General features: G+C 68.2%; 16 protein-coding genes, 1 tRNA gene and 4 pseudogenes. 9 read left to right on the top strand and 12 right to left on the bottom strand.

Translation table 11 applies throughout. The features are described 5' to 3' along the window. Positions 1-254: 254 nt before the first annotated feature. Positions 255-734 (bottom strand): ATP-binding protein, encoded by a 480-nt coding sequence (locus OG381_RS45715; RefSeq protein WP_327721901.1) that lies wholly within the window; start codon positions 732-734, stop codon positions 255-257. 147 nt (positions 735-881) lie between these two features. Here OG381_RS45715 and OG381_RS45710 point away from each other — a divergent pair, with 147 nt between their 5' ends. Next, positions 882-1,259, top strand: coding sequence for an STAS domain-containing protein (locus OG381_RS45710; protein ID WP_327721900.1), 378 nt, complete (start codon positions 882-884; stop codon positions 1,257-1,259). Positions 1,260-1,987: 728 nt separating this feature from the next. On the opposite strand, the pseudogene OG381_RS45705 reads toward OG381_RS45710, so the two are convergent. Together OG381_RS45705 and OG381_RS45700 are read right to left on the bottom strand one after the other, a co-directional pair. Continuing rightward, a pseudogene (locus tag OG381_RS45705) lies at positions 1,988-2,442 on the bottom strand (IS5/IS1182 family transposase); the annotation flags it as partial. Between the two features lie 24 nt (positions 2,443-2,466). After that, complete coding sequence (locus OG381_RS45700; protein WP_327721899.1) at positions 2,467-2,856, bottom strand: RidA family protein; 390 nt, start codon at positions 2,854-2,856, stop codon at positions 2,467-2,469. A 72-nt stretch (positions 2,857-2,928) separates the two neighbouring features. Here OG381_RS45700 and OG381_RS45695 point away from each other — a divergent pair, with 72 nt between their 5' ends. Next, a complete protein-coding gene (locus OG381_RS45695; protein WP_327721898.1) occupies positions 2,929-3,882 on the top strand; it encodes a LysR family transcriptional regulator in 954 nt (317 codons plus the stop codon). Positions 3,883-3,901: 19 nt separating this feature from the next. Here the strand turns inward: OG381_RS45695 and OG381_RS49790 are convergent. The 3 genes and pseudogenes from OG381_RS49790 to OG381_RS45685 all read right to left on the bottom strand — a co-directional run. Next, a pseudogene (locus OG381_RS49790) lies at positions 3,902-4,231 on the bottom strand (DUF3052 family protein); the annotation flags it as partial. 111 nt (positions 4,232-4,342) lie between these two features. After that, entirely contained in the window at positions 4,343-4,513 is a 171-nt protein-coding gene (locus OG381_RS45690; protein WP_327721897.1) for a hypothetical protein, read from the bottom strand. 634 nt (positions 4,514-5,147) lie between these two features. Next, positions 5,148-5,870, bottom strand: coding sequence for a hypothetical protein (locus OG381_RS45685; RefSeq protein WP_327721896.1), 723 nt, complete (start codon positions 5,868-5,870; stop codon positions 5,148-5,150). Between the two features lie 390 nt (positions 5,871-6,260). Between OG381_RS45685 and OG381_RS49785 the strand changes: the two are divergent. From OG381_RS49785 to OG381_RS45660, 5 genes and pseudogenes are all read left to right on the top strand, one after another. Then, positions 6,261-6,501: pseudogene (locus tag OG381_RS49785) on the top strand (integrase core domain-containing protein); the annotation flags it as partial. Positions 6,502-6,579: 78 nt separating this feature from the next. Further along, the gene (locus tag OG381_RS45675) at positions 6,580-7,143 is read left to right on the top strand and encodes a dihydrofolate reductase family protein (RefSeq protein WP_327721895.1); all 564 of its coding nucleotides are present in this window, start codon (positions 6,580-6,582) and stop codon (positions 7,141-7,143) included. A gap of 159 nt (positions 7,144-7,302) precedes the next feature. Beyond that, on the top strand, positions 7,303-7,677 hold the full coding sequence (locus OG381_RS49780) for a helicase associated domain-containing protein (RefSeq protein WP_443061996.1): 375 nt from the start codon (positions 7,303-7,305) through the stop codon (positions 7,675-7,677). Positions 7,678-7,772: 95 nt separating this feature from the next. Then, complete coding sequence (locus tag OG381_RS45665; RefSeq protein ID WP_327721893.1) at positions 7,773-8,363, top strand: hypothetical protein; 591 nt, start codon at positions 7,773-7,775, stop codon at positions 8,361-8,363. Between the two features lie 958 nt (positions 8,364-9,321). Then, positions 9,322-9,663 (top strand): annotated as a pseudogene (locus OG381_RS45660) (site-specific integrase); the annotation flags it as partial. A 543-nt stretch (positions 9,664-10,206) separates the two neighbouring features. On the opposite strand, the gene OG381_RS45655 reads toward OG381_RS45660, so the two are convergent. Further along, positions 10,207-10,647, bottom strand: a complete 441-nt coding sequence (locus tag OG381_RS45655) for a hypothetical protein (RefSeq protein WP_327721892.1) — start codon at positions 10,645-10,647, stop codon at positions 10,207-10,209. Positions 10,648-10,691: 44 nt separating this feature from the next. Between OG381_RS45655 and OG381_RS45650 the strand changes: the two genes are divergently transcribed. Both OG381_RS45650 and OG381_RS45645 read left to right on the top strand, forming a co-directional pair. After that, a tRNA-OTHER gene (locus tag OG381_RS45650) sits at positions 10,692-10,769 on the top strand. A 127-nt stretch (positions 10,770-10,896) separates the two neighbouring features. After that, a complete protein-coding gene (locus OG381_RS45645; RefSeq protein ID WP_327721891.1) occupies positions 10,897-11,115 on the top strand; it encodes a hypothetical protein in 219 nt (72 codons plus the stop codon). A 238-nt stretch (positions 11,116-11,353) separates the two neighbouring features. On the opposite strand, the gene OG381_RS45640 is transcribed toward OG381_RS45645, so the two are convergent. The 5 genes from OG381_RS45640 to OG381_RS45620 form a co-directional block, all read right to left on the bottom strand. Beyond that, positions 11,354-12,541 carry a sulfotransferase family protein gene (locus tag OG381_RS45640; protein WP_327721890.1) on the bottom strand — a complete coding sequence of 396 codons (1,188 nt, stop codon included), beginning with the start codon at positions 12,539-12,541 and terminating at the stop codon, positions 11,354-11,356. Positions 12,542-13,075: 534 nt separating this feature from the next. Beyond that, positions 13,076-13,576 carry a cupin domain-containing protein gene (locus tag OG381_RS45635; protein WP_327721889.1) on the bottom strand — a complete coding sequence of 167 codons (501 nt, stop codon included), beginning with the start codon at positions 13,574-13,576 and terminating at the stop codon, positions 13,076-13,078. A gap of 251 nt (positions 13,577-13,827) precedes the next feature. Next, the gene (locus tag OG381_RS45630; protein WP_327721888.1) at positions 13,828-14,778 is read right to left on the bottom strand and encodes an alpha/beta hydrolase; all 951 of its coding nucleotides are present in this window, start codon (positions 14,776-14,778) and stop codon (positions 13,828-13,830) included. Positions 14,779-14,807: 29 nt separating this feature from the next. Beyond that, positions 14,808-15,752: an NADP-dependent oxidoreductase gene (locus OG381_RS45625; RefSeq protein WP_327721887.1), complete on the bottom strand. Its 945-nt coding sequence runs from the start codon at positions 15,750-15,752 to the stop codon at positions 14,808-14,810. A gap of 95 nt (positions 15,753-15,847) precedes the next feature. Next, complete coding sequence (locus OG381_RS45620; protein WP_327721886.1) at positions 15,848-16,162, bottom strand: hypothetical protein; 315 nt, start codon at positions 16,160-16,162, stop codon at positions 15,848-15,850. Positions 16,163-16,566: the final 404 nt, after the last annotated feature.

The raw sequence follows: 16,566 nt of genomic DNA, 5'->3' as shown, positions 1-16,566 counted from the left end.
GCCTGGTTCTGCAAGTGGGAGCGTGCAGCGCTTATCGACGGTTTCGGATTGGTGCTCGGGGATCCGGAGCCCACACATGTCCAAGAGAATGAGCAGAGTTGCGTGGGCACCGGACGCTGGCGTCGGCCGCAACCGGCTCCGGGTGTGAGCGTCACGGATGAGGACACGTGCGGTCGAACGTTTCGTCAGGCAGGTGCGGGTCGATGCCTTCGCCGGCTCACGCCCCATCTGGCTGTCGGCGGCCCCGCGTCGTCCTACAGGGGCTGGTGTCCGGCGACGGCGCCGCCGGGATCGTCCAGGAGGGCGATGCGGGCGGTGATGCGTTTGCCGACCGGCTCCCGCTGAGCTTCGAAGCCCTGGGCTACGGCCATGACGATCTCCAGGCCGTGCTGGCCCACCCGCCCTGCGTCGGCGGCCCTGGCCACCGGCAGCACCGGATCGCCGTCCCACACCACCACCTCGACCGCGTCGCCGACGATGCGCAGGTCCAGCAGCACCGGGCCCGGCGCGTACTTGCGGGCATTGGTGACCAGCTCGCTGACCACCAGCTGGGTGAGGTCGATGGCACGCTGCGAGACCGGCAGGCCGTACTCGGCCTGAACCCGGGCGAGGAAGCCGGCAGCGAGGTGGCGGGCGCGGGCGATGCAGGCGCCGTCACCCTCCAGGGCCACCGTGGCCTGTATGACCTCATCGTCCGGCACCGCGCTGTCCTCACCCACCGGGGCCAGTTCCATCGCGCCTCGCTTCTCCTACCCCGTTCACACCCCCGCGCGTACCCGCGCATACCTGGTACACGCTTTACGCCCTCGATGGGAGGGCGTTACCCGCTCTGTGCCGAGCAGCACTGCAGGTGAAGGTCCTGGTGTGCCAGTATCACCGACATGACTGAGGGAGAGATGGCGGACACCGGAAATGCCGCGCGGCCGGCCGGGCTGTCGGTCGTCTCCACTGCCGCCGACGGCATCCGCGTGCTGACCCTGGCGGGAGAGATCGACCGCGACACCGGCCAGACGCTCCGCCAGGCCCTGGACGCCTCCGGAACCCCCCACCCGCGCATCGTGGTCGATCTGAGCCGGGTCACCTTCATGGACTCCACCGGCATCAACATCCTCATCGCCGCACACCGCAGCCTCACCGAGGCAGGCGGCTGGATCCGCCTTGCCGCACCGACCGAAGCCGTACTGCGCCTCCTGCAGATCGTCGGCGTCGACACTGTCATCGACTGCCGCGAAACCCTCCATCAAGCCCTCAGCGTCTGACCGATCCCCCGTACCGGCTGCCCTGCCCGACCGGCTTGCTGAGTGCTGTTGGTGATCGCGCTGGGACAGGTAGAGGGGGCTGAGCTGGTGCTTGTAGCCGTGCACGAGGTCTTCAGCCTCCTGCAACGTCCGCTGAGCGCATGCCACGTCTGTCGGCAAGCGCTGCCCGGCCTGGACCGCGGTGGATCCCGTGCCCCCGCTCTCACTCAGCGCCGTCTGCGCGAAGCGCGGCGGGAGACGGCAGCCCGCAACCCTGCGGCGCATCCTGGAGATCACCGGGGTCGACCAGATCCTGCCCGTCTACGACACCGTCACCGACGCACAAGCCGCCTGGAATCGGAAGGCCCGAGGACCACCTCGTCGGCTGTCTGGAGGACGGCGTGCCGGGATGCGGTGCTGGTGGTGGAAGAGGTCGTCCATGTCCTCACCGTTCCCTCATCGTGTGGGAGGCGGGCCGGCTCCCGTTCGAGCGTCTCCAGCAGCGCATGCACCACCGCGGCGCGGGCGCGGCCGTCGAGCTTCCGGCGCATCTGGTCACGTGCGACCTGCTGCGCGTACACGGCGTGGATCTGACGGGCCGTCCCTTCAGCGAGCGCTACGCCGCGCTGAGGCCTTGTTCCTCGAGGAGGGTCTGGCGGCGCCGTCTGTCGCTGTGCCCGACCAACACCGACCCCAAGCAGGCGGCCGTATGGCTGGCCGACTACGCGGCGGGCGGGATCGAGGGTCGGATCGGGGCGGGTACGAAGGCGGCCGGTAGTGAGCCGGGGGACGTTCAGACGTTCCAGCACCGGGAGCAGCCGCGGGGCGTCGCCCCACTGGCCCGGGGTGATCAGGAACGCCAAAGGCCGGCGGCCGCCCTCGTCGGCCAGATGAATCTGGCTCGTCAGACCGCCCCTTGAAGGTCCCATCCCTTCATCTGACCGATGCTGAGAGGGCAGAGCCCGGCGTCCCGGGATGCGCGGGGGTGTCGTGCGCGCGCCAGCCGCGTGCTGATGGGCCCGGCAGGAGGTGGATCGATACCGACCATGCTCCAGTCGATCCGGTCTTCAGCGTCGGCGTGCGCCAGGAGCGAGCAGAGGATCTTGTCGCACCACCGTCCGCCCGGCAATCCGCCGCCGGGCAGCAGTGGTTGGAGCCGTGCCCACTCGGCATGTGTCAGATCGCCCCGCCCAGCCTCGGGCACGGTGCCCCCTTCACCCAGGCCGGACTACGCGGTGATCCTCCGGGCGTACACCTCGATCTCGATCTTCATGCGGGGATCGGCGAGGCCGCACATGAGCATGGTGGCGGCCGGCCGGACCTCTCCGAAGGTGCGACGCAGCACCGGCCAGCAGGGCTCGAAGTCGGCCCGGTCGGGCAGCAGATAGCGCACCCGCACCACGTCAGCGAAGGTGCACTGCGCTTCGGTCAAGGCGGCCTCGATGTTGCGCAGGCACTGCTCGGCCTGCTCCACCACGTTGTCCGAGATCGTCATGGTGATGTAGTCGAACCCGGTCGTGCCGGACACATGAACCCAGTCACCGTCGACCACGGCGCGGGCGTAGCCGATCTGCTCCTCGAACGTCGAGCCGCTGAGGATGGAACGTCGCTCTGTCATGCGCCGAACGCTAAGTGACCAGCGCCGATACGTCTAATACACTTTCAGGCATGGAGTGATATCTCTATGCGTATGGAGCGCCCTGAACTTCCCCTCCCGCAGCTGCACGCCTTCGTCGTGCTCGCCGAGGAACTCCACTTCGGCCGCGCCGCCACCCGCTTGGGCATCGCCCAACCGCCGCTGAGCCAGCAGATCCGCCGTCTGGAGGACAAGGTCGGGTACGCGCTCTTCAGCCGCGAACCCGGGAATATCGGGCTCACCCCGGCGGGCCGGGAACTCCTGCCCGCTGCCCGGCATGCCCTCACCGACCTGGCAGAGGGCCTGACCGCAGCCAGAGAAGTCGGCAGCGGCAGAGCCGGCCGCCTGCGGATCGGCTTCGCCGCCTCCCTCGCCCTCACTGTCCTCCCCGGCCTGCTGCGCACCTTCCGGGAACGGTTTCCCGCCGTGGACCTGGACATCCAGGAGATGACCACCACACCGCAACTGGCCGCTCTGCGCGAAAGGACGATCGACATCGGCCTGTTGCGCGAGCCGCCCGCCCACGCGGACCTCGGATTCAAGACCGTGTTGACCGAACCGTTCGTGGCCGTCCTGCCCTCCGCACACCCACTCACGGCACAACGGACCGTCAGAGTCGAGCAGTTGGCAGAATGTCCCTTCGTGCTCCTGCCCCGCGCCGTCGGCCCGCCGCTGTACGACCAGATCACCAACCTGTGCACCGCTGCGGGCTTCACGCCCCAAGTGACCCAGCACGCCGTGGAATGGCAGACCGTCTGCGCCCTGGTGGAAACCGGCCTGGGCGTATCACTGGCCCCGGAGAGCATCCGCCGCATCCGCCTCAAGGGCGTCGCCTTCCGCGGGCTCGAGCCCGGCACCGCGCGCACACGAGTCGCCGTCGCGTGGCGCAAGAACGATACAAACCCCCTGGTCCTACGCCTATTGGCAGCTCTCCATCAAGATCCGCCGGACAGGCCCTGGCCAGATGAGGCTGAGCCTTTCCGTTCAGCGCCGCCCGGGAGAGACTAGTCGGATGCCTCCAGCCGTCGCTGACGTGGATGGAGACCCTTTGGACGAGGCCGGCGACGGGCACGGCCTCGGCGATGTCACTGGGCTCCACGTAGCCTTCCCGTCCCGATTCCGGGGTGGACCCACATCACGCCGCTCTCGGTGAGGTGAGGGGGCCTCTTCCGTCGACCAAGGCGTAGACGAGGTCTCCGGCGCCGTCGCGCCACCACAGGAACACGACGTCGAAGGCTCCCTCAGCATCCTCATCCAGCAGCCCGGTGCCGGCGCGTACCTCACAGGCCCTGCAGACCTCCTGGTCAGCCTCCTCGTCCCATCCGAAGTTGCGCTCCCGCTCCGCGCTACACGCCAGCGGCCGCGAAGCAGCCGGCCTTACCCTCGCCCGGTGAGGGGCCTCCGCTGCGCTCTAGCCACCTGGGGGTGCTGCGCGCCCGAAGACCAGCCCCGCTGGGGCCTGGCTCACTCAACCGTGACGCGCTGCCACCTTCCTCTTGACCCGGCTCGCCACCCACTGCACCACCACATTGACCACGACCACGAGGCCGACGAAGAAAAGCGCGTCGAGCCATGTCTTACCTTCGAGAGCGCGCCACACCACCGCGGCCGCCCCGTAGGCAACAAGCCACACGGCCACAACAGCCGTCCAGCGCACCCATCGCCGAGACCACCACCGGGCCAACCATTCCCATCTCCCCATACCACCCGATTACCCCAATTCCAGTACGGGCAACGGGTGCCACGCTCCGCGCGGCCCACCCACAGGGCGTGGGGCCGGAGTTCTGGACGGCCGCCCCGGGTTCGATCCCGAGTTGCTCCGCGACGCCGCCCATGCCGGTGGCTTCTGCAGTCATAGCCCTCTCCTAGCGACTTCTCACCTCTCCCCCCGCCTGCGACGCAGATAGTCACGGAATCCCGTGCCCTGAAGCCACATGCCCAGAGTCGCCACAGCTGCTACCACCACGATGAGTAGAACCAGACCGAAGCCGTCCACCTGATCCTCCTTCGCCGAGACGAGGGCAGCACCTCGACTCCCCTCACGTTGCCTTTCGTTGCGCCGATCGTCGACCGGCTCACCTTCACCGCCACCCTTAAAGGCTGCCCCGCAACTTCTGGTTATGGCAGGCGTTGAGCCATTCTTGTCCGACGGCGGCCCGACCGGCTCCTTCTTCGAGGACGACGGAATCATCCCCTGGTGACCCCGGAACCTGTTGGGATCGAGGACCACACGGCGAACCCTGTTGTACGTCGCCGCTATGGCCAGTGAGGTGCTACGGGCCGTACAGCGTGGCGGACTTGCGCGGATCGTCCGCCAGGGTGCGCGTCAGGAACCGCCGAGCCTGGTCCTCGACGGTCTCGTCCCCGGTGACGGTGAATCCCAGACCGTAGTAGGTAGGGGTACATCGGGAATCGATGGGACTGAAGAGCACGCTGACCGAGGGCGACTTCCTGTCTGCCGGCAACTCCCTGCGGTAAGGCCGAACCAGCACCAGCCGGTAGCCCCAGCGCGTGAACCACTCACCGTTGCCCAGGGCTTGTGCCACCAGACGGGCAGCAGTGTGCACGGGGTCCTCCCAGCTGACGTCGTCCGCGGCGGCAGCCAGTGCGGCGTCGTACTGGGCGGCGTCGAAGCGGAGCTCGGGCGGGGACGGCACCCGGATGTCGTTGGTGTTCTTCCATCCTGTCCACAGCACGAAGGGCCCCTCACGCCGCACGGTGACGAAGACGCCACCGCAGCAGCCCGTGTCACAGTCGTTGTTGGACAACTCGACCTGCCGGGCTTCCTTGGCCGCCGCGAGCGGACAGTCCTGCACGGCGCCGAGCCAGCCGTCGTAGGAACAGCTGGAGACGCCGTCGGGATGGACGGCCGCGAGCAGATCGCGGCCATCGATCACCGGCCGGATCTCCGCCCACTGCTCCACGGCCAACGGCTCCGGCAGGACGTGCCTCAGAGACAGTGTGCTGATGTGCGGCTTCGTCTGCTGAAGGGCCATGCTTCATGATTGCTCGCTCGGCGAACGAGTATGTGGTCGCTGCCCAACGGTCCAGCTCCATCTGGCACCGGCTGAACCAGTAACATCCTGCGGCGTCTCGCCCGGCCGAGGCCGTGCACGGGCCGCCCATCTATAGGATGAGTTGCCCTCCGATCCGTGCGCGAGGGCGCGGCGAGCGCGGAGGGAGATCACTCCGGTGAAGTCAACTCGTCATACGAGAGCATCCATGCAGAGTCACGCCGCCTACCCGCTACGTCGGCGACATCACCTACCTGCCCGTCGGTGATAGCCAGTTCCTCTACCAAGCGACGGTGTTGGACCTGTGCTCGAAGCGGCTGGTGGGCTGGTCCATCACGCCGTAGCGCAATACGTCGCGAGGACTTCACACAAGTCTGCGAGGAGCTGGGCGTGGCCCGCTCCCGCGGCGCGGTGGGGACCAGCGCGGACGATGCCGCCGCGGAATCATTCCACGCGAGCCTGAAGAGAAACCCTTCAGCGGCGGAAGAGCTGGTCAGGGGCGCGATAGACCCGCCATGCGGTCTTCCGGTGGGTCACCCGCTACAACACCTGGAGGAGACACTCCAGCATCGGTCAGATCAGCCCGATCGCCTACGAGCAAAGATCCAATACGTTCTGCCCGATGAGTAAGGCAGCCATGCCAGGTCTACATCATCGAAACCAGTCTGGATCGATACAGCAGGAGATCGAAGTGTCTACATCAGTACTCGACATGTCGGTGTCTCTCGACGGGTACATCGCCGACCCTGACGACTTCCTCGGCGGTAAGGACGGCGAACGGCTGCACAAGTGGGCCGACGCCAAAGGCGAGTCCGCTCAAACCGCCGCGAGGTTCCAGGAAAAATGGAACGCGGCCGGTGCGGTACTCGCGGGACGACGGACCGCCGAACTCATGGATCACTGGGGCGGTGATCATGGAGGTCTCCCGATCTTCGTACCCAGTCACCGCCCACCCGGCCCGGCCGCCCGCTGGGGCTATCCGTTGGTGACCTACGTGAACGACGGGATCGAAAGCGCGATGGCCCAGGCCAAGGCCGCCGCCGGCGACAAGGACGTGCAGGTGCGCGGTGCGTACACGGGGCAACGAGCGCTGGAAGCCGGAGTCCTGGACGAGGTGCAGATCCACCAGATCCCGGTGCTGCTCGGCCGCGGACGACGACTGTTCGACGTCCTGTCCTCGGAGATCGAGCTGGAGATCGCCCAGGTGATCGACACGCCGGAGGCCACCCACATCCGCTACCGCGTCCGTCGCTGATCCGGTCACCCAGCAGAGCAGCCCGACCGCCTACGACCAGAGATCCATTGCGCCATGGCTGCATGACAATCGGTGTCCCCGATCAAGGAAGAAGCCCCCTGCTTCCTTCCCCGCGAAGTAACCAACACCAGGGCTATGGGGTGCTGCTGAGGGGGCGGCGTGTCGTGGGTTGCTGAGGATACGGTGCGGGCGCAGCAGAGCCGGCCGGTCTCGAAGCACAAGTCATGCTGCCGGGTGGGACGAGCTGACACTGGCCCAGCGTCACCTCCTGGAGAGTCTCGGCGTCGACCCCGAGCGTGGGCCAGAGCTCCGGTCGGCCAGCGGTCCCAAGATGAGCTGTGGGAACGCAGCATGACCGCCGCCCGCCAGATCCGCGCCCGCGCAGGCCACTTGCACGTACCCCGCCAGCACCGCGAGGACGTCGACGGCGAACTCCTCGGACTCGGATCATTCGTCGCCAACGCCCGTAGGAAGGACGCCAAGTTGAGCCCCGAACGCCGTGAGTCTCTCAACGCGTTGGGGATGCTCTGGTAGATCTCTTGCCGTGTACGCCTGAAGAGGGCTTCGAGCAGACGAAGTACGTCGAACCTGTGCACCGATCTGGTACCGGTGCCCAGACCGCATGCGTCATGCGGGTGTTCACACGAGATGATCACCTGGTTCTGTACGCCTGCTTGGCTTCTGCCTGCACTTCGGGGGACCTCATGTACCGCTTCACCCGCCACACCGCCAGTGCTCTGACTGCCGTCGCCCTGATTACCGGCATGACATCGGCCTGTTCTGACTCGCCTACGCCACCCAAGGCTCCCCAGTCCCAGAAGACGGCGAGCTCCACCGCGTCACCCACAGCGCAGCCGTCCTCCCTCTCCGGCCGGGAGCAGCTGGACAAGGAAGCCCGCGACCTGCTCAACATGACGGATCGCCTGGAGTCTGACGAGCGCTTGGTCTCGTCCGGCTCCCTCGCGGTGCCCGGAGAGAACCTGGACGAGACCATCAAGACCGGCACCGCCCTGCGGGTGGAGGTGGCCTGCGCAGGCGAGGGCATAGTCACCTTCACGGTCGCCTCAGGCACCGCCAAGACAGCCAAGCGCGTCGACTGCACGCAGCCGATGACGAACACGTTCGACTTCACCACGGCCGGACCCGGCCTCACGATCCAGGCGGACTCACCCGAGGAAGACAGGGTGGGCACCGCCTACACGATGAGCCGCATCTCCTGACCGCCCCGACGAACGACCCTGGTCGCCCTGGTCTCGGCTCGCCGCCGCCTGGTACCTCTCCGAGCGAGTGGTCCCCGTCATCATCCCCGACCTCGAACAGGCCGCTCGGCCGACCAGCCGCCCGCGACGAAAGCGTGGAATCGGCGCCTTGGGAATAGGGGCCGATGCAGGCTCGGGCGGTGGAAGTCGTCGACATGTCTGCGTCTTTGCCGTCCGGCTGGCCGCTGCCCGAGCCGATGCGCGCCGCGCCGGTCAACGACCCTGCGCTGCCTGCGGGGTGGGCGGCGTAGCCGAAGTGGGACGGCTACCGGGCGCTGGCCGACCTGTGGACCGAGGCCGTGTCGCCGTGCGCAGTCGTCACGACAGCGACTTGACTACCTGTTCCGGACGGAATCCGCGCCCTCACGCCGCAACGCGTTGATCAGCGTGCCGAACTGACACGGACTCAACCCAGTGAAAGGGGGCTATCCATGACGGCTCCGACGCCGTGGCAACGAGGTGGGGGGGTGGGATGACGGCAAGATACCTCCAGACCCGAGCTCGCGCCGGGGTCTGTGAGACCCACTCCCCATAGCCGCGAGTCCCTCACGATCTCCGTCCGGCCCATCGAGGCCGTGATCGTATCTCGGCCCACTGACAACACAGCCGGTCCGAGGACCAGCGGCTACGAACTACCTACACCGCCCAGCCCAGGTGACCAGACGCGATCACCGGCGAGTAGTTACGGGACAGCTCCTGGCGGAGGAGTCCAGCGGCGCCCTGCCGCCCTGTGTCCGGTCTCCTGCGCGCCGGCTGCGTCCGGCGCGGGCGCGGAGGCCCCGCCAACGTGCAATACGAAGAAGACGGTGTTCTGATCCCCCAAGGCACAACCTCACCCGTTCCCGCCCTTCCCGTTTCCCTTCTCCTTGTCTCGTCGGGGCGTGGGGGTCTGCAGAAGCAGATGTCGAGCTGCAGACCACGCCTGGTGCGGGCTCAGCAGATCGGCGACCGGAAAGCCTCCGGGGAGCTGTGGCAGGGCAGTCATGACCTGGTCTTCACCACGAAGTACGGCACCCCGATCGAACCCGGCAACATGACGCGCATGTTCGCCCCCGGGCTCGCCGCGCCGGGCTCCGGGTCATCCCGCTCCGGAACACGCGGCTCGCTCCTGGTCGCGCTGAAGGTGCACCCGAAGGTCGCGCAGCGCATCTTCCGGCACTAGCAGATCGCTATGACGATGGAGGTCTACGCCGAAGCGAGCGAGGAGGAGGTGCGCGCCGCGATCGGAAAGCTGTCGGACGCGATGGGCGGTACTGGCTGAGGCGGTTGCTCTACACCCCTGAGACGCCATGACCCCGGATCTCTCCGGGGCTTTCGACCTGTGCGCACTCGGCAGTACTCGAACCCACAACCTTCTGATCCGTCTGATCCGTAGCTCTATGTGGATCGGTCGCGCACGGTCATACCAACCTCGCCGCGACCACAGAATGGCGCTACTGGACGGGGTCAGTTGCTGTGGTTGCTGTACTTCGCTGCTGTACCGAAAGCTCTTCCGGGTTCGTAGTGATGTGCTTCGCAGGCAGTGTATTTCGATCTTGCTGGTGGGCACTCGAAGAATGCTCTCACCCATGGAGGCCGAATGCCCATGAAGGCCATTTTTGCGTACAAAGGGCTTGAGTTGATGCCGACCTGGTTTGTCATCGTGATTGCGGCGCTGGCTGCGGTCGGAATCGTCCTGGCCTATCGGCGGGGGCGCTGACGGCCGCCGTCCATCGGCTGACGGCGGCGGGGCCTGCCCCAGTCCCGGGGTTTACGGACTGGCCTCATCTTTATCAGGTCGATCACAGGGTTCGGGAAGCCTCGATCAACTCGCTTCGCGCCTCGGCTGTCGTCCACCGACGTTCGACCCCGTCCGGTGGTGTACGCCCCTGTTGGTGTCAGTCACTGATGTCAGCAGGCCACGTGTTTTGACGCTGTAAGCCTTACAGAACTCGACCAGGTCGTCAGCGTGGATAGCACCGTATTCTTCCGGCTGCAAGGCTTCAACAGCCTCGATGATCTGGTGGGCAGAAGCCGACCGGTGCCCCATGGCGCTGGCGTCATCCCTCAGGGAGACACACCAGTACTTCGTGAGTATCGGGCTGTCTTGGAAGGTGCGGTACGTCAAGGTGTCACGGAGATCTCGGTCCGTGATCTCCACGTTCAGCCCCTCGGCCAGTGCCTCATGGGCGTACTTCAGGGCGGCTTGCAGATCCAGCGTATAGAGGGTCAGCGGGCGCCCGTTGCGCTCCCGAGGGATGGTCATACGCGACACCTTACGGACGACGTGAGGTCGGTGAAGTCTCAACGGGTGAGTCAGAGCGGTACACGATCTTGAAAACCGTCGTGGCAGCGATGTCACCGTGGGTTCAAATCCCACACCCACCGCAGATGAACGGCATCTGACCAGCCAACTCGGTCGGGGCCGTTCTCGTGTGGTCGCACCGCGATTGCTCGTAGTTCCCCATAGCTTCCCGCTCGATCGGGCACGTGAGGGGCACGGTAGCCTCGCGGCATGACCGCACAGCCTCGGATCGGCTCCATCTGGGCTCGACGCGTCCCGGATTACCCGCAGCACGACCGCGACTTTCGTGTGACCGGGGTGTTCACCAAGGGGGATATCACCTACGTCGAGGTGGAGGATCTCGCAAGCGGCTCACTGAGCAGGGGCCTGCTTGAGTACATGCTCGACTACGCGAAGCCCGTGACTGGCGACGCCGGTACGGCGTACTGATCTTCATCCTGCACCTCGTTGAGCCTCCCTTAACTCACCACTTACCCCAGCTTCCATCCCGCCCCCCGTCGCCCCACACGCCGTGGAGCCGGCGTGGTTCATGGCGTCCAGGTGGAGCGCGCCAGTGTACGAACCACCTGGACCCGATGGGCCGCGTCTGCTCGGCTCTGCCTGGGTCGATGGTGACCGGGCGTGAAACGGGCCGGTTCCGACGTGCAGGCGGAGCCGGCCCGTGCGGTCAGGGCCGGTCGACTTCGGCCCGCAGGGCGTTGTAGTCGGCGAAGGCCGACTCGACGTCGGCGCGGGTGAGTCCATAGCGGGAGAGGTCGTATCTGTGGGGCCGGGCGCCCTTGGGACGGGCGGCGATCTCGGCGAGCCGGGTGGCGTCGGCGTCGGTCCAGCGGGCGCCGATGGCCTCGTAGAGCTTCGGGGCGCCCGTGGCCGGGTCGGATCCGAGCCAGGAGTACGGGACGTCCACCAGCGCCTCGCGCGGGATGGCGGCACGGGAGGCGATGCCGCGCTGCGCGGAGCGGCTCAGCAGTTCCAGCCAGGTGGCGCCGAGGCCGTGCAGGTCGACGGGGTCGAGGGTGCCGTTCATGCCCTGCTCGACCAGGCTGCAGAACGACGCGACGACGGTCGCCGGGTCCCGGTGGGTCCACACGAGTGTGGCGTCGGGGAAGACGGTGCGCAGCGCGTCGAGGTTCTCGGTGTGCATGGGGGACTTCAGCACCCAGCGGCGGCGCGGGCGGCCGTACTGCAGGACCTGGTAGACCTGCTTGAGGTAGCGGTAGTCGGGGACGAAATCCCGCTCGTAGTGCCAGGCCTGGTACGCGGGTATGCGGGCCTGGGACAGCGGTACGAGGGCGTGCGGCAGGAGGAAGGTGCACTCCTCGGGGCCCTCGGCGGTCATGGGGTGGATGTCGCGCAGGCGGGGGGCGAACAGGTTCATGCCGTCGACCCAGCGGCGCGCCGCCGTGATCGCCTTTCGCCGTTGCCCTGGCGATGTGTAGAGGCCGGGCGCGAGCAGTTCCCACACCAGGGGGCAGCGGTGCTCGTCCGAGAGGGACAGCACGCCGTGGGCGAGCGTGGTGGCGGTGCGCGGCAGGCCCACCACGAACACGGGCTTGTCGATGGGCTCCTGCTCGATGGCGGGGTTCTCGGCGATCAGCCGCATGACCCGGGCCCGGTTGGTGAGGTGTCTGCGGACGTGGGACCGCGCGGCCTGCCAACCGACCGGGGTGAGGTCCTGGGCGCCTGCCCAGTGGCGCAGCAGAAACCGGAAGCCGTCGGTGAACGGCTCGTCACCGTCCGCCTGCCCGGCCTTGGCGATGATCTGGTCGAAGGCCCGGTCCGGAGCGCGACGGGAGCCGGATGCCGGCCGCAGCAGCAGGTTGGCCAGGGTGAGAGCTAACTGGGCGGAGGGCACAGGTGTGTCCTTTCCGGGAGGTGAGGACCGGACGGGGAGCGCGTCTCGTCGACCAGCCGGGGGCCTCGAGAGAAACGGGGAGGTGTCCCCGGTACTTGCGCTGCCCATTCTGCCGCACCGGCAATCTTCGCCCGCCCGGGGGGCGCCATCGAACAACCGTTCCCTATCGACGAGACTGCGATGCTCCGACAGGGCCGACCGTGGCCGGCGGCCGCAGGCCGGCTTAACGCACCCAGGGCAGCGTCCAGCCGGGGCGCATCGACGCCATGCCCAGGGCGATCGCCAGCGGGCCCAGGAACGTGCCAGTTCCAACGACCCATTCCATAGCCCCTCCCCTATCGCCTGAGTTCGCCCGCACCTCACGAACTCGACCGCTGAGCATCCACGCCGATCGGGAGCAGTACCAGGCTGCAATCGCCGCCGCGTGCGGCATGGATGCCCGCGGCGGTGGGGCGCTCTGGGCGCGGCCTGACTGTCCAGCTCAGCGGGAAGTTCACCTCTGTCGACCGGTACCGGGCTTGCCGGCCCAGCGAGTTACAGGAACTCGCTGCGATAGGTCGAGGCCAACTCGGCCGCGCGGCGGCGGCGCTCCGCGAGCTCGTCCTGCGACAGCTGTGGCGGCGGCGCGTCCTTGCCCGCGACAACATCGCCGATGCGCGTGAAGTACTCGTCCTGGCCCGCCGGGGTGCACATGCACAGCATGCGGGCCGGCGCACCCGAGGTGTTGCGGAAGTTGTGCGGGGCGTTGGCCGGGATGTTCACTGTGGACCCGGCCCGCACCGTGTGGTTCTCGCCTCGGAAGGTGAACTCGATCTCGCCCTCGAGGACCGTGAACATCTCCTCGAAGTCGTGCCGGTGCGGCGGCGGGCCACCGCCGTCGGGCACGCGCATGTCGATCAGGCAGTAGCGGCCGTCGGTCTGCTCGCCGGTGATCAGCATGGCGTACGTGTTGCCCACCAAAGAGATGTACGTCGTGCCGGGATCGTCGGGGTCCGCCACGGTCAGCGAACGGGACAGGTCGTCATCAGGAATCATCGAAATCTCTCTTTCAAAGGTCAGCCGGGTGAGGATCAAGTGCCGGGCGGCCGGCATGCAGCCCGGCAGTCTCCCGGCCATCGGTGCGCACGCGGCCCGCAGTGGGAGTCCGGCCCGGCCGCGCGATGCTTCAGTCTGTGCTTGCCAGTGTCCGCGTGGCCCTGTCGCGCAGGGCATCCGAGCGAGGGCCCGGCTGTGTGGCGGGCTTGCGAACCCTCCTGCGGTACAGGGTGAGCATGCTCGGTGGCGGCTCAGATCGACTTCAGGACCCGGACGCGGTCGGCGATGGCGCGGCGGGCGACATCGGAGGTGAACGCGATGGAGTCGAACTCGTGCGGGGCGCCGGGGTGCAGGTGGAATTCGACCGGCACGCCGGCGCGGCTGAGCTTGGTGGCGTAAGCGGTGTCTTCGTCGCGGAAGACGTCGAGCTGGCCGACTTCGATGTAGGCCGGCGGCAGGCCGGTCGCGTCCTCGAGCCGGGCCGGGGCCGCCATGGCCGGGACGTCGGGCCCGCCGGCGGCCTCGCCGAGCAGGGCCGGCCAGGCGGTGAGGCTGTCGTCGTAGGACCACAGCAGGTAGGGCGCGATGTGGGGGTCGGGGGTGGTGGTGCGGTCGTCGAGCATCGGCATGAGCAGGATCTGGCGGGCGATCTTCGGGCCGCCGCGCTCGCGGGCGAGGATCGTCAGCCCCGCGGCCATACCCCCGCCCGCGCTGTCTCCCATCACACCGATCCGGTCGGGGTCGACACCGAGTTCGGCGGCGTGTGCGTGCAGCCAGCGCAGTGCGGTGTAGGCGTCCTCGAGCGGGGTCGGGAAGGGGTGCTCGGGGGCGCGGCGGTACTCGACTGACAGCATCGGCACGCCACTGGCGGAGACGTAGCGGGAGACCGGGCCGTCGAACAGGTCGACGTGGCCGAAGATGTATCCGCCGCCGTGGAAGAACAGCACGGCCGGACCCGGCGCCGCGCCGCCCTTGGTGTACCAGCGCATGGTGATTTGCGCGCCGTCGTCGGTGGTCGCGTCGTGCTCGGTGGTCTTCACGTCGTCCGGGATCGGCTGGGCCGTTCCCGCGGCACCGATGATCGGTTCCCACATGGCGCGCCGCGCCGCGATGTCCCCCACCGCCGGTGGTGTTGCGTCCGCCATCGCGCCGGCCATCGGGGCCAGCGCCTCGGCGATTTCGGGATCCAGACTGAGTGCCATGGCCTTTTCCTTTCGGTGGAGGATCGGCGTCAGGCGGCGGGCGGGACGACGATGACCTTGCCGTGCACGCTGCCGTCGGCGGCCCGGGCATGGAGAGCGGGCAGGTCGGCCAGCGGCAGCCGCTCGGCGACATCGACGCGCAGCTCGCCGCGGTCGGTCAGCGCCACCAGTTGGGCCAGCTGTTCGGCGTCGCTGCGGACGAACAGGTCGATGCCGCGCACGCCGCGTTCCTCGTCGCTGGGGGCGGGCATCCACACCGTCGTGTTCACCAGGGCCCCGCCGGGGCGGACCAGGGTCAGGAGCGCGGCCAGTTCGTCCGGGGTAACCGGTGCGAGGTTGAGTGCGAGGTCGACCGGTTCGGTCACCGCCGCGGTCACGCTGGTGGTGGTGTGGTCGATGACTTCGTCGGCGCCGGCCGAGGTGACGGCCTGGCTGCTGCGCGGGCCGGCTGTGGCGATGACGTGGGCGCCGGCGTTCTTGGCCAGCTGCACGGCGTAGCCGCCGACCGCTCCCCCGGCTCCGTTGATCAGCACGCGCTGCCCGGCCGTCAGCTTGCCGTGGTCGAACAGCGCCTGCCACGCGGTCAGACCCACCAGCGGCAGCGCGGCGGCATCGGCCAGCGGGATGCTCTTGGGCGCCGGGGTCAGGGCTTCGGCCGGCGCGAGAACGTACTGCGCGGCGGCGCCGGTGCCGTCCATCGGCAGGAAGCCCACGACCTCGTCACCGACCGCAATATCGTTCACGCCCTCGCCCAGCGCGTCGACGGTGCCGGCGACGTCGATGCCGGGCGTGTGCGGCAGCACCACCGGTATCGGGCCCTGCATGAAGCCGGCGCGGATGTTGCCGTCAACGGGGTTGAACGACGTCGCGGCGACACGGACCCGGACCTCACCGGCGCCGGGGGCGGGCTGAGCCACGTCCTCGTAGCGCAGGAGGTCGGGATCGCCGTACTCGTGGAAACGCACTGCCTTCATGGGAGTTCTCGCCTTCACTGCGATCAGAGTTGCTTCGAATTCGAAGTAACTGTTGAGGAGACTACATCTGCTTCGAATTCGAAGCAAGTGGTCGGTCACCGCCGACGAGAGCGCATCGCCGTGGCGAGCTCGACGGCGGCCCGGTCGATGCCAGCGCGCAGCCGCCCCGCGTCGCCGCCAACCGTGCTCGGCCAGTCGGCGGGGCCCGCGACGACGACCGTGAGCCCGGGTTCGGCGTGCACGCCGGTCAGGCGCGTGCGCATCACCTGCGCAAGGTCGGACGGCTGCCGGTCGGAGCCGCTGTCGAGCGCCAACAGCACCGGCATGCCGGACAGGACTTTGTCCCCGAGAACGGCGAAGAACGAGTCGAACCCCTCGCCCGGAGACGCGCCGAGCACCGGGGTCGCCACCACCAGCCGTCCGCTGTCACGACCGCCGCGATCGCCTCCCGCAGGTCGAGGCTGGCGCGACCCTGGGCGGAGCACTGGGCGAGGTCGGCCGCCAGCCGGTACAGCTCCAGCACCTCCACCTCGGCGCGCGCACCCCCGGCCGCCAGGGACCGGCACACCGCCTCCGCAACCCAGTCCGCGAGCAGGCGCGTCGAGCGCCCGTAACCGACGCCGGCGCACAGGACCGCCAGGGACACCGGGCTCCACGCTGCGGCGGTCATCCCGGCATCGTGTGCATGGCTTGTGCGCTGCGGCCGGGCTGTCGTACCGTCACCGGGGAAGGCCGAGGACGACGTTGCGCGAGGCATGGGATGTTCATGGCCGGTCCTCGGGATACGTGGGCGGCGGCGCCGCCCTTCTGTTCG

Source organism: Streptomyces sp. NBC_00490, from assembly GCF_036013645.1.
In the GTDB taxonomy this organism is placed as follows: domain Bacteria; phylum Actinomycetota; class Actinomycetes; order Streptomycetales; family Streptomycetaceae; genus Streptomyces; species Streptomyces canus_F.
Note: the sequence above shows the minus strand (reverse complement) of the source record. Positions and strands in the feature narration are given on the sequence as shown.

Coding starts and splice junctions, on each gene's coding strand:
- OG381_RS45625 (WP_327721887.1), bottom strand. CDS start 15,752: ATGAAGGCAGTGCGTTTCCACGAGTACGGCGATCCCGACCTCCTGCGC.
- OG381_RS45630 (WP_327721888.1), bottom strand. CDS start 14,778: ATGGCACTCAGTCTGGATCCCGAAATCGCCGAGGCGCTGGCCCCGATG.
- OG381_RS45665 (WP_327721893.1), top strand. CDS start 7,773: ATGCGGGTGTTCACACGAGATGATCACCTGGTTCTGTACGCCTGCTTG.
- OG381_RS45695 (WP_327721898.1), top strand. CDS start 2,929: ATGGAGCGCCCTGAACTTCCCCTCCCGCAGCTGCACGCCTTCGTCGTG.
- OG381_RS45710 (WP_327721900.1), top strand. CDS start 882: ATGACTGAGGGAGAGATGGCGGACACCGGAAATGCCGCGCGGCCGGCC.
- OG381_RS45700 (WP_327721899.1), bottom strand. CDS start 2,856: ATGACAGAGCGACGTTCCATCCTCAGCGGCTCGACGTTCGAGGAGCAG.
- OG381_RS45685 (WP_327721896.1), bottom strand. CDS start 5,870: ATGGCCCTTCAGCAGACGAAGCCGCACATCAGCACACTGTCTCTGAGG.
- OG381_RS45655 (WP_327721892.1), bottom strand. CDS start 10,647: ATGACCATCCCTCGGGAGCGCAACGGGCGCCCGCTGACCCTCTATACG.
- OG381_RS45635 (WP_327721889.1), bottom strand. CDS start 13,576: ATGATTCCTGATGACGACCTGTCCCGTTCGCTGACCGTGGCGGACCCC.
- OG381_RS45645 (WP_327721891.1), top strand. CDS start 10,897: ATGACCGCACAGCCTCGGATCGGCTCCATCTGGGCTCGACGCGTCCCG.
- OG381_RS45715 (WP_327721901.1), bottom strand. CDS start 734: ATGGAACTGGCCCCGGTGGGTGAGGACAGCGCGGTGCCGGACGATGAG.